The sequence below is a fragment of the Streptomyces hiroshimensis genome, from assembly GCF_014650335.1.
GTDB classification, from domain to species: Bacteria; Actinomycetota; Actinomycetes; order Streptomycetales; family Streptomycetaceae; genus Streptomyces; species Streptomyces hiroshimensis.
This window is the reverse complement of record NZ_BMUT01000017.1, coordinates 106,919-122,807: the sequence shown is the minus strand read 5'-3', so window position 1 is coordinate 122,807 and position 15,889 is coordinate 106,919. Positions and strand designations below refer to the sequence as shown.

The window sequence follows — 15,889 nt, the reverse complement described above, 5'->3', positions numbered from 1 at the left end:
TTTGGCCGGGTCCGGTCAGAAACGATCCGAAGTGAGCCTTCCGTCCCGCGCTGGAAAGGTGTGACCGGGTATGCGCCGCGGGTTATCCCCGGTCCACCCTGGGCAGGTACCGCGCAAAAGTGGACAGGATCGCTGCGAGCCGGCCTGGGGAGGCGCCGTGACGGGCGTGCGAGATCGCATATCAGTACAGCCCTTGGAGAACGTGCCCTTCTACTGCCCGATACCGCCGGCGGTGCACCCGTGCGTCCGGGAGATCGACCGCGCGTCGGTCGACTGGATGCTCCAGCGGCAGCTCGACACCTCGGCCCACCAGCGACAGCGCCTCGTCCGGTGCGACTTCGGCGGGCTCACGGCCCGGACCATGCCCTACGGTCAGCCCGGAGCGCTCACCGTCGTCGCCAAGCTCCACGCCGTGCTCTTCTCCCTGGACGACGCCCTGTGCGACGAGTCGACCGCCAGCGCCCACGGCCTGGCGCACGCGACCTCACGCATCATGCGCGTCCTGGAAGCGCCGGTGCCGGAGTGGCCGGATGACTCGCCCCACGCCGCGGCGCTGCGGGCCGTCCGCCTGGAGCTGGCCGAGCACGCGACACCGGCCCAGCTACGCCGCTGGACCGAAGGCATGCGCACCTACCTGACCAGCCTGGTGTGGGAGGCCGCCTGCCGCCGCGACCGCGCCCTGCCGTCGGTGAACGACTACGCCGCCATGTGGATGCGTGCCATCGGCATGGCACCCTCCACCGCCCTGATGGACATCGCAGGAGGCTACGAGCTCGACGACCGCGACCTGGACCGGCCCGAGGTCCGGGCCCTCACCGAGATGACCTGGACGCTCGTCGCCTGGGACAACGACTTCTACTCACGGAACAAGGAGATCCAGCGTGCAGGTGACAACCTCAACCTGATCGACGTCCTCGCCCAGGAGCGCGGCTGGGAACCCGCCCGCGCCCAGGAAGAGGCCATGGCGATGCGCGACCGCGTCATGACGCTCTTCCTGCGCTTACGGGAGCAGATCTGGCCCATGGCCGGAGTGGAACTGCGCTGCTATCTGGTGGCGCTGGGACACTTCGTCCGCGGGCACCTGGACTGGGCCTCGGGCTGCGCCCGCTACCTGGACCCCTACGGGGCCGGGGAGGGCGCGGAGTGGTGGAAGCCACTCCCGTCGGACGACAGCCCGGCGCCCTTGCCCATTCCCTCCATCGCCTGGTGGTGGGACCAGCTCGAGGCCGGCTGCTACCGCCGCCACAGCAGGCGCCGCAGCGACCTCCACCACGACCGCCGCGAACCGGGCGTCTCCACGGCGGCGGCCCGGACCGGCGGCGCCGGGATGGCCGGCTGCTCGGCGCGGGCCGGCTGAGCGGGCGCCGGCGGCTCCGGCGCGGGTGTCGGCGTCTCCTCCGGAGGCAGCGGCGCCCGCGCCGTGAACCGGACCGGCAGCTCGGTCAGGTGACGGGACATCAGGGTCGAGCGGTAGGTCAGCTCCGGCTCCTCCACCGCGAGGGTGAGGTCGGGCAGCCGCAGCAGCAGGGCGTCGATACCCTCGCCCGCGATCGCCCGGCCGACGTCCTGGCCCGGGCACTCGTGCTGACCGCCGCTGAACGCCAGGTGCGAGCGGTTGCCGTGGACGGGGACGTCGGGATCGGGGCGGATCACCGTGTCCATATTGGCGGCGGCCAGCCCCAGGACCAGGGCGTCCCCCTCCTTGATCTGCTGACCGGCCAGCTCCGTGTCCTGCGTCGCCCAGCGGCCCAGGATCGTGATGAACGGCGGCTCGTCCCACAGGACCTGCTCGACCGCATCCGGCAGCGTCATGTGCCCGCCGGCCAGCGAGGCCTGGAAGCGGTGGTCGGTGAGCACCATCTTCAGGGTGTTCGCGATGAGGTTCGCCGTGGTCTCGAAGGCCGCGATCAGCACCAACCGCAGATGCTGCTGCACCTCGTCGTCCGACAGCCCGGCAGGGTGCTCCAGCAGCCAGCTGGTGAAGTCGGCGCCCGGCTCGACGCGCTTGCGCGCCACCAGCTTGCGCAGCGTCTCCTGGACGAACTCGTTGCTCGCGATCGCCGTCTCGGTGCCCTTGATCATGTCCCGGGCGGCATTGACGAGCTGGGGGCTGTACGCCTCCGGCATGCCCAGCAGCTGCGTCATCGCCATCATCGGCAGCTGCTCCGCGAACTCGTGCACCAGATCGGCCCGGCCCGCGGCGCAGAAGCGGTCGACGAGCTGGTTCGAGTACTGGGTGACGTGGCGGCGGATGCCCCGCTTGTCGAAGCGGGCGATGCTGTCGTTGACGGCACCGCGCCAGCGCTCGTGCTGCTGGCCGTCGGCGAAGACGCAGATCGGCTGCCAGGTGGTGATCGGCGCGAGCGGGTGGGTCGGCGCCACGCGGCCCTCCCGCGCCTCGATCCACCGCCGGGAGTCGCGCGAGAAGCGCGAGGGGGTACGCGCCACGTCGAGGTTCTCGCGGTAGCCGAGGACGAGCCAGGCCGGGACGTCGTCGTGCAGCAGGACGGGCGCCACCTGGCCGTGCTTCTGGCGGAGCCGCTCGTACAGCCCCATGGGGTCGGCCTCGGCCTCGGGGCCGTAGAGCCGGGTGATGCCGCCGGGGCCGGTCGCGTGTGCCGGGCACTGCGGGGGAGGCCCGGCCGGGGAGGTGGTGCGGGGGCGTTCGGAAGGCAGGGTCACTGGTGCTCCGTGGAGGCGGTGGTGAGCGTGTAGAGGTAGCGCATGAGGGTGAGCAGGGTGTCGCGGCAGGAGGCGCGGTCCCGGGCGTCGCAGTCGACCATGGGCACCGAGTCGTCGAGGTCCATGGCCGCCCGGAGTTTCTCCATCGGATATCTGGGGGCCTGGGGGAAGCGGTTGACGCCGACGACGAACGGCACCCCCTTCTCCTCAAGGCGCCCGATCACGTCGTAACTGACGTCCATGCGGCGGGTGTCGAGGAGGACGACCGCACCGAGGGCGCCCTCGAACAGGCCGTTCCACAGGAACCAGAAGCGCTCCTGGCCGGGCGTGCCGAACAGATACAGCACCAGCTGCTCGTTGATGCTGATCCGGCCGAAGTCCATGGCCACGGTCGTCTCGGTCTTGTGCTCGATGCCGGCGATGTCGTCCACGCCGACACCGGCCTGGGTCATCGTCTCCTCGGTGGTCAGCGGCCGGATCTCGCTCACCGAGCCCACCAGGGTCGTCTTGCCGACCCCGAATCCGCCGACGATGACCACCTTGACGGCCGCGGTGGCCGAGGCCGGCAGGACGTCCTCGCTGCGCGGCCCCGCATAGGTCTCCAACCCCGGGGGATCAGAGCTTCTGTAGTCCATTCATCACCGCCTCCAGAAGTTGTACGTCGGGCAGGGCTGCCGCCGGGACCGGCGGCCGGGCCTCCACGTGCCGGCCCGCCACCAGCTCCGTGAGCAGCAGGGTCAGGGTGCTGACCGGCAGCTCCAGATAGGCCGATATCTCGGCGACGGAGAGCGGGTAGGCACACATCCTGACGATGGCGGCGTGCTCGGGCTGCAGCCCGGGGTCGGCCTCGGACCGGGAGACGATCAGCGTCACCAGGTCGAGCTCCGTCTTGCGCTCCGCGCGGGCCTGGCCTCCGGTGAGGATGTACAGCCGGTCGGGGCTGCCGGGCGCCGTCGGGGAGCCGGGTCCCTCCGTGCTCATGTCACCGACCCGCCGACCCGCGGCGGACTGGTGAGATGCGAACCGATGCGGGCCACCAGATCCCGCATCCGCATGCCCATCAGCTCGGCGTCCACGTCGTCGTCGGCCAGCACCGCCAGGAAGGCCCCGGCCCCGGCGGCCATCAGATAGAAGAATCCGCCGTCGACCTCGATCACGACCAGGCGCATCTGCCCGTCCCCGTGCGGGAACTCACCGGCGATCGCCGTCGAGAGGCTCTGCAGTCCGGCACAGGCGGCGGCCAGGCGGTCGGCGGCGTCCGGGTCGGTGCCGTGCTGAGCCATGCGCAGGCCGTCCGAGGACAGCACGATCACGTGGCGGGTCTGCGGAACACTGGTTGCCAGGTCCTTGAGCATCCAGTCCATGTTGAACCGCGGCTGCGTCACTTGGCTACTCTTCCTTGTCTGACGGGATATCACTGTTCGGCCGGCCGGGATCCGGCTCCAGGGACTCCCCGTTGATGCCGCGGTTGAAGGCGGCCAGCCACATCCCGGGCTGCTTGGGGGCCTCCTCCGGAGCGGCCGGCGCGGCGGGCGGGGCCGGTGACCGGTCCCGCCGTTCGGCCGCGCCCCGGCCGAACGGGAGCGGCGCGGGGCCGCGCCGCCGCCGCCGCTGCGGCAGCCCGCTGTCCCCGAGCGGTGGCGGGATGGGGTGCTCCATCATCGGCGGAGCCGTCTGCGGAGCGGGCGGGGGGATCTTCTGGCCCGGGCGGCGCTTGGACTTGATGGGCGGGAGCTTGGCGGCGCGGGCGATGTCGCCGCCGGGGTGCTTGCTGGCGGTGATCAGGTCCATGGGGATGACCAGCACGGCCCGGACGCCTCCGTAGGCGGAGGGCCGCAGCGACACCAGGAAGTTGTACGTGCGGGCGAGCCGGCTGACGACCGCGAGGCCGAGCCGCGGCGCCTCGCCGAGGTCGTCGAGGTCGAGGGCGCCCTCGCGGGAGAGGACGCGGTCGGTGCGGCGGCGCGCCTCGTCGGTCAGGCCGACCCCGGCGTCCTCGATCTCGACGGCGATGCCGGACTGGATGTCCACGGCCGTCAGGTGCACCCGGGTCTGCGGGGGCGAGTAGCGGGTGGCGTTGTCCAGCAGCTCGGCCAGGGCGTGGATCACCGGCTCGACGCCGGCCCCGACGACGGCGACGTCGGCCACCGAGTGCAGGTCGACCCGCCGGTACTCCAGGATCCGCGACATGGCGCCGCGGAGCACGTTGTACAGCGGGATCTCGTTCTTCCACTGGCGGCCGGGGCGGGAGCCGCCGAGGACGGCGATGCTGTCGGCGAGGCGGCCGGTCAGGGCGTTGCCGTGGTCGAGGTGGAGGAGGTCGCCGAAGACGTCCGGGTCGTTGCCGTGCTTGTGCTCCATCTCCCGGATGTCGTAGGCCTGCTGGTGCACGATGGCCTGCATGCGGCGGGCGATGTTGACGAAGGCGCGCTGCGCGGAGTCACGCAGCCCCTCCTCCGCCTGCACGGCCTCGATGACGGACTTCAGCACCGAGCGGTGGGCGGCCGCGTAGCCGGGTTCGAGGTCGTGGACGGGCAGCGTGTGGCGCAGCACGACCTCGGTGGGGGCGCCGCGCTGCAGCAGGTGGATGGCCCGGGGCAGCAGCTCCTTGGCCAGCCGGCGGGTCTCCGTCTCGTGCTGGTCGAGCTGGTACCGCAGGCCGGCCTCCTGCTCGGCGCAGCGCCGCCGCAAGGCGGCGATGATCCGTCCCCGCCGGGCGGCCTCGGAGCTTGCCAACGCCACCGCGACCGTGGCCGAGGACCCGCACCAGGCCACCGGCACGCGGGCGTCGGGAGCGACGGCGAGAATCGCCGTACCCGTGCACACGGCCAGCACCAAGGGGGAGATCAGCCATATCAGAGCGGAGACGGGCCGCCGTTGAACTGACGAGCCGGTACCAACCATCGGGATCCTCGGAACTCTGTAAGGAGGCGTATCTGCAACGGGATCCGGCGCGCGGCATTCTCCGGGTGTCTCCCGCGGAGAACGGCGCCGGCGCAGCACTTGTGCGCACCGTGAAGTAGTCGCCACAACCCGCTGCGCGACATGGAGCGTAGCCGGTCGCGCGGGGCTCATGCGCGAAGTTGTCATATTCGCAGATTGGCCTGACGTAGGAATTCGAAAGGCTCCATAATGGCCTCGCGCTTCGAATTCCGAATGGGTTTACGAATCGTATGAATGTGTGTTCGGTGCAAGTTGGGCATGCTGCCCGTGGTGCGGAACGGGCTCCGGGGGCGGGCGGGGGAGGGTCACGCTCCCGAGTGGTCCGTCTGCCGAACCCTGCCCCTGGCCTCACGGACGGGGCTAGGCTCGCCCCACCACATCTTCCGGGGAGACATCGCCATGTCAGGGCATCAGCGTGAACAGAACGCATCCGCCGCCCTGTTCGAGCGGGAGCTCGAGCTGCAAGCCGCTGAACAAGCGGTGCAAAGGCTGTGCGGAACTGCGACCGAAGGGCGGCCCCGGCTGGGTGGCCTGCTGCTCTACAGCGGCGAAGCGGGCCTGGGGAAAACGGCGTTGCTCGGCGAGACGCGCCGGATGGCCATCGAGGCGGGCAAGTGCACCGTCCTCTTCGCGCGCGGCAGCGAGTCCGCGCAGCCGGTCCCCTTCCACGTCGTCCGCCAGCTGCTCCAGCCGTTCCTGGCGCCGATGACCGAAAGCGACCGCAAGGAGCTGCTCGGCGGCTGGTACGAGATCGCCGGCCCCGCGCTGGGCATCGCCCCGCCGATCGGTCCGCAGGACCCCCAGGGCGTGCGCGACGGCATCGACTGGCTCGTCACCCAACTCGCCACACGGCAGGAGCCGGTGGTGATGATGATCGACGACGCCCACTGGGCCGACGCCGAATCGCTCACCTGGCTCTCCTACTTCGCCGTGCGCCTGCAGGAGACGCCGCTGCTCGCCGTCATCTCCTACCGCCCGGAGGAACTCCCGGAGAACGCACCGGGCTTCCGCGCTCTGGTCACCGGTCGCAGCTCCCGCCCCGTGGAGCTGCGCGCCCTGACGCCGGAAGCGGTCAACCGCCTGGTGCGCGACTCCTTCCCGGACCAGGCCGACGCCCCGTTCTGCCGCGAGGTCTGGGCCGTCACCGGCGGCAATCCCTACGAGACCGTCGAGTTGGTCGCCAAGGCACAGGACCGCGGCCTCAAGCCGGTCGAGGAGTCCGCCTCCCTCCTGCGCGACCTCGGCGCCACCTCCCGCGGCAGCGGGCTGGTGTCCCGCCTGGAGCGGCTGGGCACCGCCGTCACCCGCTTCGCCTGGGCGGCGGCCGTCCTCGGCACCGAGATCCAGCCGTCCCTGGCGGCGAACCTCGCGGGCATGGGGCCTGCCCAGGCCGCCGAGTGCGCGGACAAGCTGCGGCACGCCCGTATCCTCACCGGCGCCATCGACCTGGAATTCGTCCACCCGCTGATCGCCACCGCCATCTACGCCTCGATCCCGCCCGCCACCCGCACCGCCATGCACGGGCAGGCGGCCTGGTCCGTCACCGAAGCGGGGCTCGGCGCCGCCGCGGCCTCCCGGCACCTGCTGGAGGTCCACCCCGACCACGACTCCGAGCTGGTCGAGCAGCTGCGCGTGGCCGCCCGCGAGCACCTGGCGGTCGGCGCGCCGGATGCGGCCCGCCGCTGTCTGGAGCGCGCCCTGCAGGAGCCGCCGCCCGAGGAGGAGCGGGCCGCCGTCCTCTACGAGCTCGGCTGTTCCGCGCTGCTCACCTCGCCGCCGACCACCGTCAACCACCTCAGGACGGCGCTCTCCCTGCCGCACCTCAGCGAGGACCTGCGCGTCGACGCCACCTACCGCCTCTCCCAGGCCTACGCGCACAACAACCAGCTCCGCGAGGCGGCCGCGGTCGTCAAGGACCAGGCCGAGCGCACCCCGCCGGGCCCCGGGCGGATGCGCCTGCAGGCCGCGCACTATCTGTGGCAGGGCATCCAGGTGGAGGAGCAGGACTCCCTGGGCCGCTCGCGCCGCATCGCCGAGCTCGCCGAACGCATCCGCGGCCGCGACAACGCCGAGCGGAGCCTGCTGGCGCTGCGCGCCTTCGACGGCATGATCCGCGGCGAGGACGCCGTGCAGGTGGTCGAGTTCGCCGAGCGGGCCCTGGTGGACGGCCGGCTCGCCGAGGGCATGGGCTGGACCAACACCGACTGGGGCTTCGAGGTCCCCAGCATCATCGGCATCACCCTGGCCTACACCGACCGGCTCGACCAGGCCGAAGAGCTCTTCAAGGAGGCCGTACGGGCCTTCGAGATCTCCGGCTGGAGCGGCGGCCACCTCGCCTTCGCGCACGACTTCCTCGGCCTGGTCTTCCGCCGCCGCGGAGAGCTGGACGAGGCCGAGGTGCTGCTGCGCGAGGGCCTGCGGCTGGGCAAGCGCCTCGGCCCCGGCCTGCCGATCCACTGGGACGGCGCCTGCCTGCTGATCGACACCCTGCTCGCGCGCGGCCGGGTCGACTAGGCCCAGGCCTTCGCCGAGGAGAACGGCTTCCAGCCGCCCTACACACCGGCGATCGTGCTGCCGGAGGCCGCGTGCCTGGCCGGGCGCCTGCTGCTTGCCCAGGGCCGCAGAAAAGAGGCGATCAAGGAGCTGGAGACCGCCGGGCGCAGGCTGGAGGAGCGCGGCCGGAACAACACCCTCTGGGCTCCCTGGGCGCTCGACCTGGCCGTCGCCCTCAAGGACGAGGACCCCGAGCGCGCCCGCACCCTGGCCGACAAGGCCGTCCGTCATGCCGCCCGCTTCGGTACGGACACCGCCGTCGGCGAGGCCCTGCGCCGGGCGGCCCTGGTCGCCGGGCCGGACGAGGCCCTGGTGAAGCTCGGTCAGGCCGTCGTGCACCTGCGCCGCTCCCCGTGCAAGTACGAGTTCGCGGCGGCCCTCGTCGCCCACGGTTCGGCGCTGCTGAGGGCCGACCGGCTGTCCGAGGCGGCCGAGCGGCTGCGCGAGGGACTGGAAGTGTCCCAGCAGTGCGCGGCGGACGGGCTCGTGGAGACGGCACGGGCCGATCTTGCGTCGGCGGTGTGCGAAGGAGCCGAGCCGGCGGGCGACACCGTGCACTGAGCCCCGGGCGGGCCGGGTTCAGGAAGCGCGGCGGCCGGTCTTCCCGGCCGCCGTCTTCTTGGCCGCCTTGGCCGTCTTGGCCGTGGTGCTCTTGGCGGTGGTGCTCTTGGCCGTTGCGCTCTTGGAGGAGGAAGCGGCGGCCCTCTTGCCCGTGGAGGTGGAGGAGGCTGCCGCCGTCTTCTTGGCGGCCGTGCGTTTTCGCGGTGCGGCGGATTTCTTTGCGGTGCTCCGCGCCGATTTCCCGGATGCGGCCGCCTTCTTGGCGCCTCTCTCCGCTTTCTCCCCCGTCTTCCCGGCCGCATTGTCGATGGACGCCTGGAGGGCGGCCATCAGATCGATGACGTTGTCCGGTGCGGGTGCCGTCTCCTTCCTGGGGACCGGCCGGTCGGACAGGTGGGCGTCGATCAGCTCGCTCAGGGCGATCTCGTACTCGTCCTCCAGCTCGTCGAGGTCGAACTCCTCGGAGAGGGTGTCCATCAGGCTCGTCGCCATCTTCAGCTCCTGAGGCCGCACGGTGACCGAGGAGGGCGGGGCGAGGCCGGCGCTGTCGCGGATCTCGTCCGGCCAGTACATGGTGTGCAGGGTGAGCAGGTCGCCGTGGACCCGCAGGAGGGCCAGGGACTCCCGGGTGCGCAGCGCGATCTTGGTGACGGCCACCCGTTCGGTCTGCTTGAGGGTCTCGCGCAGCAGGACGTAGGGCTTGTTCGCCGCCGCGCTCTCGGGCGCCAGGTAGTAGCCGTTGGTGAGCTGCAGGGGGTCGATCCGGTCGGCGTCGACGAAGGCGAGCACGTCGATGAGCTTCTTGCTGGGCAGCGGCAGCCCGGCCAGCTCGTCCTGGGTGACGACGGCGGTGTGTCCCTCGTCGTCCTGGAAGCCCTTGGCGATGTGCTCGTAGTCGACCTGTTCGCCGCAGGCCTCGCAGACGCGCTTGAGGTGGATCCGGCCGCCGTCCTCGTCGTGGACCTGGTGCAGTCTGAGGCCGTGTTCCTGGGTGGCGGCGTACAGCCGGACGGGCACGGACACCAGCCCGAAGCCAATCGCACCTTTCCACATGGTCCGCATAGTTTTATCCCTCCACGGGGAATTCCTACCTTATGTCCGTCTCCCCGGAGCGGCAGGCGGTGGAGATCGGGGGCCACCGGCTGGCCCTGACCCACCTCGACCGGGTGCTCTTCCCGGCATCGGGCCACACCAAGGCGCAGGTGCTGCAGTACTACGCACGCATCGCCCCGGTGATGGTGGCGCACACGGCCGACCGGCCCGCCTCCTTCGTCCGCGCCCCGGAGGGTCCGGGCGGGCAGAGCTGGGTCGCCAAGAACCCGCCCGGCGGCAAGCCCGGGTGGGTGCGGGTCGTTCCGGTGGAGCACCGCGAGGGCGTCACCGAGCAGGTCGTCATCGACACCACGGCCGCCCTGGTCGCGATGGCCAACCTCGGCGCGTACGAGGTGCACGTCCCGCAGTGGACGGCGACCGCCGGCCCCGACGGCCACGACCGGCTCGTCCTGGACCTGGACCCCGGCCCGGGCGCCGACCTCGTGGTCTGCTGCCGGGTCGCCCAGCGGCTGCGTCAGCTCCTGGAGGACGACGGGCTCACCGCCCACGCCGTCGTCTCCGGCTCCAAGGGCCTGCACCTGTACGCGCCGGTCCGCGCCGCGTCCGGCCGGGACGCCGGCGGCTACGCCAAGGCGCTGGCCGCCCGCATGATGGGCGAGCACCCCGGCCTCGTCGTGGTCTCCATGGCGCGCGTCGAACGCCGGGGGAAGGTCCTCATCGACTGGTCGCAGAACGCGAGCGCCAAGACCACCGCCGCGCCCTATACCGTGCGGCTGCGGGAGGGCAGCCCCGGGGTGGCCGCCCCGGTCACCTGGGACGAGGTCGCCGCCTGCCGGGACCCGGACGAGCTCGCGTTCACCCCCGAGCAGGTGCTGGACCGGGCGGAGACGTACGGGGACCTGCTGGCCTCGCTCACCGGCGACGCCACCCGCGCGCCCCTCCCGTGACGCCCCCCGGCGCCGGCCGAGCCGAGCCGGTCGGGCGGCGTCAGCGAAGCCGTGTCGCCGGGCTGCGTCAGCCGAGCCGCGTCAGATCGGGGCGCAGCCGGTGCCAGACAGGGTGCCGGAGGCGGCCGGACGCCGTCCAGCCGGAGAAGACGACCTCGGCGACGAGCCGGGGCTCGACCCACTGCGCACCCGGCACGTCGACGGGACCGGCGAACGGCGGGTCCGCGCGCGGGATCACCGACAGGTAGCGGGCGAGGTCCCGGCGTTCGCGCTCGGACAGCCCCGATCCGACGGAGCCGGCGTACCGCAGGCCCTCCGGCTCCTCGACGCCGACGAGGACCGCCCCGGGCAGCCCGGAGAGGGCGCCGCGGCCCTGGGCCCAGCCGCCGATGACCACGTCGAGGGTGACGACGTGCTTGGTCTTGCGCCATTCGGATGACCGGACGCCCGGCGTGTAGAGGGAGGTGAGCTTCTTCGCGACGACGCCCTCGAACCCGCCTTCGAGCGTGGCCTCCCAGGCCTGCCGCCCGTGCCCCTCCACGGCGGCCGGCACCGACCAGGCCGGGCCCGCGAGGCCCAGGCCCTCCAGGACCGCGCGCCGCTCCCGGTAGGGGAGGCCCAGCAGGGACCGGCCGTCGAGGTGCATGAGGTCGAACAGCATGAGGCGTACGGGGTACTCCGCCGCGAGGCGGGCCGCCCGCCGCGGGTCGGTGACGCCCATGCGGCGCTGGAGCAGCCCGAAGTCGGGCCGCCCCGCCCCGTCCAGGGCGACGACCTCGCCGTCGAGGACCGCGGGCCGGCCGCGCAGCCGCTCTCCCAGGGCCTGCAGTTCGGGGTACGTCACGGTCGCGTCGTTGCCGGCGCGGGTGACCGGCCGGGCGGTGCCGTCCCCGGGCACGCCCACGACCAGGCGGATCCCGTCCCACTTGACCTCGAAGGCCCACGCCGCCTCCTCGGCCGCGGGGGGCAGGGGCGCGGGGGTCGCCAGCATCGGCCGGATCGCGGGCGGCGCGGCCGGGGTGCGTGCGGCGGTGGGGGCCATCGCCTGCCGCCTAGCGCTTCCCGCGCGCCCACTCCAGCAGCCGGGGCGCCGTCCACGTCGTGATGACGCGTTCGGCGGGCACCCCGCACTCCTCGGCGCGGGCGCAGCCGTGGATCTGCCAGTCGAGCTGACCGGGGGCGTGCGCGTCGCTGTCGATCGAGAACAGCACGCCCGCGTCCAGCGCCCGGCGGATCAGACGACGGGGAGGGTCCAGCCGCTCGGGGCGGCAGTTGATCTCCACGGCGGTCCCGAAGCGGGCGCACGCGGCGAAGACCATGGCCGCGTCGAAGGCGGACTCGGGCCGTCCCCGGCCCGCCAGCAGCCGCCCGGTGCAGTGCCCGAGGATGTCCACCAGGGGGTTGGCCACGGCTCCGACCAGCCGGCGGGTCATGGCGTCCGCGTCCATGCGCAGCTTGGAGTGCACCGAGGCGACGACGACGTCGAGCTCGCCGAGCAGGCCGGGCTCCTGGTCGAGCGAGCCGTCGTCGAGGATGTCGCACTCGATGCCCCGCAGCAGCCGGAAGCCGTCGCCGAGCCTCTCGTTCACCTCGGCGACCACGCCGAGCTGGGAGCGCAGCCGCTCCGCGGTCAGCCCCCGGGCGATGGTCAGCCGGGGGGAGTGGTCGGTCAGCACCGCCCACTCGTGTCCGAGGCCGCGCGCCGCGCGGGCCATGGCCTCGATCGGGCTGCCGCCGTCGGACCAGTCCGAGTGCAGGTGGCAGTCGCCGCGCAGCGCCGCGCGCAGGGTCTCGCCGCCCTCGGCCAGCGGCTCCTGCGCCGCCTCCTCCTCCAGCTTGGCCAGGTACCCGGGTACGCGCCCGGCGAGGGCCTCGGCCACCACGCCGGCGGTCTTGGGGCCGATGCCCTTCTCGGCGGTCAGCGTGCCCGCGGCCGCCCTGCGCCGTACGTCCTCCTCCGGCAGCCCGGCGATCACCTCGGAGGCCGTACGGAACGCCTTGACCCGGTACGTGGGCGCGTCCGTGCGCTCCAGCAGGAAGGCGATCCGGTCCAGTGCCTCCACCGGGTCCATCGCGCTCACCGCCTCCTTCGCCCCACGTCCTACGGTGCGCGATCCGCGGGGCGCGCGCATGCCGCGCGGGGCGTGCACCCTCGGGTGAACCGGTGAGTAGGCGCCGTGCGCGGTGGGGAGGGTGGGGGCATGACAGAGAACAGGGGCCGCGCGGTGGTCCTCGGCGCGGGCATGGCCGGCATGCTGGCCGCGGCCGCGCTCGCCCGGCACGCCGGCGAGGTCGTGATCGTGGAGCGCGACCGGCTGCCCGAGGGGATGGAGCCGCGCAAGGGTCTGCCGCAGGCGCGGCACGCGCACCTGATGATGTCCGGCGGCGCCCGGGCGGTGGAGTCCCTGCTGCCCGGCACGATCGAGGGGTGGGTGCGCGCGGGGGCCCGCCGGATCCCGCTGGGGACCGGGCTGGTGGCGATGGGCCCGCACGGCTGGTACCCGCGCTGGCCGGGCACGCAGTTCCTGATGGCCTGCACGCGCGATCTGCTGGACATGGTCGTCCGCGAGCAGGTCCTGGCCCTGCCCGGCGTCACGCTCCGCGAGGAGACGGACGCCCTCGCGCTGCTCGGTGGCGCACAGCGGGTCACCGGCGTGAAGGTCCGCACGGCCGGCAGTCACTCCGCGGAGGCGCTGGAGGCGGATCTGGTGGTCGACGCCTCCGGGCGCGGCTCCCAGGCCGCGCGCCGCCTCACCGAGCTCGGGCTGCACCCCGCGCACGAGGAGACCGTCGACACCGGCATGGTCTACGTGACCCGGATCTTCCGGGCGCCCGTCGGCAGCGAGCGCTTCCCCGTGGTCAGCGTCCAGGCGGATCCGCATGGCCGGGAGCCGGGCCAGGGCGCGACGATGGTTCCCGTCGAGGGCGGTCGCTGGCTGCTGACGGCCTGCGGCACGCGCGGCGGCGAACCCTCGCGGGAGGCCGGGGAGTTCGAGCCGTTCGTACGCAGCCTGCGCCACCCCCTGATCGCCGATCTGATCGCGGACCGCGAGCCGCTGACCGACGTCCACCTCACCCGCAGCACCGTCAACCGCCGGCGCTACTTCGAGCGCATGTCCGCCTGGCCGGAGGGGTTCGCGGTGGTGGGGGACGCCGTCGCGACGTTCAACCCCGTCTACGGGCAGGGCATGTCCGTGGCCGCCCACAGCGCGGTCGCGATCCACGGCATCCTGGCCGGTCAGGGCCTGGGCTCGCCCGGCCTGGCCCGGCGCATCCAGCACGCGGTCGGCCGCACCGCGGGCAGCCCGTGGGACCTGGCCACCGGCGAGGACATCAACTACCCCGGCGCGATCGGCGAGCGGCCCCCGGCCGCGGCCCGGCTGCTGCGCGGCTACGTCCAGCGCCTGATGCGCACCGCGACCGTGAACCCGGTCGTCATGCGCTCCCTCTTCGATGTGATGACGCTGTCCGCGCCGATGACGGCCCTGGTCAAGCCGTCTGTCGTGCTCGGCGTGCTGCGCGGGCCCGGCGGCGCCGTGCGCAGCGAGCCGTCGATCACGGCCGCCGAGCTGGCCCTGTGCGGGCTGGCCTCGCGGCGCGGCTCCTGACCCATGACGCACACGCCGGTTGCGGCGGCGGCGCATTCCGCCGGAGGCTCAATCGCGCCGCAGCGCCACCGCCGGCAGGAACTCGCCCCGCAGCGTGCGGTGCCACCAGGCACCGGACTCCCGCCGCTCCTGCCACGTGGTGAAGCGATAGAGGTAGAGCCGAGCCCGTACGTGGGTCGGCGGGGCGCCGGGGAAGGGGTTGTGCCGCAGCAGCCGCAGGGTGGCCCGGTCGCCCGTCAGCAGTCGCTCCACGAAGGGGCCGAACCACGGCTCGGCGTAGGCGGGGGAGATCCCGGCGAACCACATCATCCAGTCGAGCCGCAGGTGGTACGGGGCGTACTGGCGGGGCAGCCGCCGCAGGTCGCCGGGCTTGCCCTTGAAGCCGTACTCCTTCCAGACCGTGTCCGGCCCGATCCGCTCCTCGTCGGTGCCCTCGACCACCACCTCGTAGCGCCTGCGGTTGATGCTGCCGAACGCCCCGTAGGTGTTGACCAGGTGGAAGGCGTTGAAGGACATGTTCATCCGCTGCTGCCGCGAGAGCATGTTGCGCACCGGCCACCAGCTCAGCACGGCCACGAGCGCGGTCGCGGCGATGACGAGGCCCTCGTACCAGCCCGGCGGAGGGGGCGCCGGGGAGTGCGCCGGCAGGCCGAAGAGCTCCGCCGCCGCGGAGCCGTCGACCGCGGCGAGGGCCATGACGATGGTCAGCCAGTTGAGCCAGGAGAAGTTGCCGGAGGCGACGAGCCAGAGCTGGGTGCAGATGATCACGGCGGCGGCCGTGCTCGCGACGGGCTGCGGGGTGAAGAGCGCGACCGGCACGACGAGCTGGGCGATGTGGTTCGCGGCCGTCTCGACGCGGTGCAGCGGCCGCGGCAGACGGTGGAAGAACCAGCTCAGCGGGCCCGGCATGGGCTGGGTCTCGTGGTGGTAGTACAGGCAGGTCAGGTCCCGCCAGCAGGGGTCGCCGCGCATCTTGATCAGCCCTGCGCCGAACTCGACGCGGAAGACCAGCCAGCGCATCAGCCACAGCACGAGGACCGGCGGGTCCGTGCGGGCGTTGCCCAGGAACACCGCGAGGAATCCGGCCTCCAGCAGCAGCGACTCCCAGCCGAAGCCGTACCAGGTCTGGCCCACGTTGACGATCGACAGGTACATCACCCACAGGGCGGCCCACATCGCCATCGCCGCCCACAGGGGCACCGCGTCCGCCGCGCCCGCCGCCACCGCGGCCGCCAGCGCGGCGCCCGCCCACGCCCATGCCGCGAAGAACCGGTCCGAGTAGTGCAGCTGGAAGACGCCGGGAGCCCTGCCGAAGGGCACGTGGCGCACGAAGCGCGGCACCGGCAGCATCCCCCGCTCGCCGATGAGGGCGCGGAACTGGAGGGCCGCCGCCAGGAAGGCCACCAGGTAGACGCCGGCGAGCGCACGCTGCAGCACCAGCCTGCTCAGCCAGTACCCGGAGACCGTGAACCACTCCATGGCGTATCCGTACCACTCCGGAGCGCGCAGTCGCATCGAAGAAACGGGCAAAAGGTGTCAGAG

At 72.8% G+C, this 15,889-nt stretch carries 11 protein-coding genes and 2 pseudogenes; 4 read left to right on the top strand and 9 right to left on the bottom strand.

Features of this window, described 5'->3' with window-relative positions; translation table 11 throughout:
• Positions 1–70 precede the first annotated feature (70 nt).
• Positions 71–970, top strand: a pseudogene (locus tag IE241_RS34460) (terpene synthase family protein); the annotation flags it as partial.
• Between the two features lie 263 nt (positions 971–1,233).
• Here the strand turns inward: IE241_RS34460 and IE241_RS30040 are convergent.
• The 5 genes from IE241_RS30040 to IE241_RS30020 are packed head-to-tail and all read right to left on the bottom strand — an operon-like array spanning position 1,234 to position 5,586.
• A complete protein-coding gene (locus IE241_RS30040; protein ID WP_190025004.1) occupies positions 1,234–2,682 on the bottom strand; it encodes a cytochrome P450 in 1,449 nt (482 codons plus the stop codon).
• Positions 2,679–3,317, bottom strand: coding sequence for a GTP-binding protein (locus tag IE241_RS30035; protein ID WP_190025003.1), 639 nt, complete (start codon positions 3,315–3,317; stop codon positions 2,679–2,681). Before IE241_RS30035 ends, IE241_RS30040 begins: the two co-directional genes overlap by 4 nt.
• The gene (locus IE241_RS30030; protein WP_030364421.1) at positions 3,298–3,663 is read right to left on the bottom strand and encodes a DUF742 domain-containing protein; all 366 of its coding nucleotides are present in this window, start codon (positions 3,661–3,663) and stop codon (positions 3,298–3,300) included. Before IE241_RS30030 ends, IE241_RS30035 begins: the two co-directional genes overlap by 20 nt.
• Positions 3,660–4,046: a roadblock/LC7 domain-containing protein gene (locus IE241_RS30025; RefSeq protein WP_206329087.1), complete on the bottom strand. Its 387-nt coding sequence runs from the start codon at positions 4,044–4,046 to the stop codon at positions 3,660–3,662. The genes IE241_RS30030 and IE241_RS30025 overlap by 4 nt, the downstream gene beginning before the upstream one ends.
• Positions 4,047–4,071: 25 nt before the next feature.
• Positions 4,072–5,586 carry a sensor histidine kinase gene (locus IE241_RS30020; protein ID WP_190025002.1) on the bottom strand — a complete coding sequence of 505 codons (1,515 nt, stop codon included), beginning with the start codon at positions 5,584–5,586 and terminating at the stop codon, positions 4,072–4,074.
• A gap of 438 nt (positions 5,587–6,024) precedes the next feature.
• Here IE241_RS30020 and IE241_RS30015 point away from each other — a divergent pair.
• Positions 6,025–8,739 (top strand): annotated as a pseudogene (locus IE241_RS30015) (ATP-binding protein).
• An 18-nt stretch (positions 8,740–8,757) separates the two neighbouring features.
• On the opposite strand, the gene ku reads toward IE241_RS30015, so the two are convergent.
• Positions 8,758–9,792, bottom strand: coding sequence for a non-homologous end joining protein Ku (gene ku / locus IE241_RS30010; protein WP_229900033.1), 1,035 nt, complete (start codon positions 9,790–9,792; stop codon positions 8,758–8,760).
• Positions 9,793–9,833: 41 nt separating this feature from the next.
• On the opposite strand from ku, the gene ligD (IE241_RS30005) reads away from it, so the two are divergent.
• Positions 9,834–10,739, top strand: a complete 906-nt coding sequence (gene ligD, locus IE241_RS30005) for a non-homologous end-joining DNA ligase (protein WP_190025000.1) — start codon at positions 9,834–9,836, stop codon at positions 10,737–10,739.
• Between the two features lie 67 nt (positions 10,740–10,806).
• Here the strand turns inward: ligD (IE241_RS30005) and ligD (IE241_RS30000) are convergent, their stop codons facing one another.
• Both ligD (IE241_RS30000) and IE241_RS29995 read right to left on the bottom strand, forming a co-directional pair.
• A complete protein-coding gene (gene ligD, locus IE241_RS30000; RefSeq protein WP_190024999.1) occupies positions 10,807–11,781 on the bottom strand; it encodes a non-homologous end-joining DNA ligase in 975 nt (324 codons plus the stop codon).
• Between the two features lie 10 nt (positions 11,782–11,791).
• Positions 11,792–12,811, bottom strand: a complete 1,020-nt coding sequence (locus tag IE241_RS29995) for a PHP domain-containing protein (protein WP_190025042.1) — start codon at positions 12,809–12,811, stop codon at positions 11,792–11,794.
• Positions 12,812–12,940: 129 nt separating this feature from the next.
• Between IE241_RS29995 and IE241_RS29990 the strand changes: the two genes are divergently transcribed.
• Entirely contained in the window at positions 12,941–14,347 is a 1,407-nt protein-coding gene (locus IE241_RS29990) for an FAD-dependent monooxygenase (RefSeq protein ID WP_190024998.1), read from the top strand.
• 48 nt (positions 14,348–14,395) lie between these two features.
• Here the strand turns inward: IE241_RS29990 and IE241_RS29985 are convergent, their stop codons facing one another.
• Positions 14,396–15,826 carry a lipase maturation factor family protein gene (locus IE241_RS29985; protein ID WP_190025041.1) on the bottom strand — a complete coding sequence of 477 codons (1,431 nt, stop codon included), beginning with the start codon at positions 15,824–15,826 and terminating at the stop codon, positions 14,396–14,398.
• Positions 15,827–15,889: the final 63 nt, after the last annotated feature.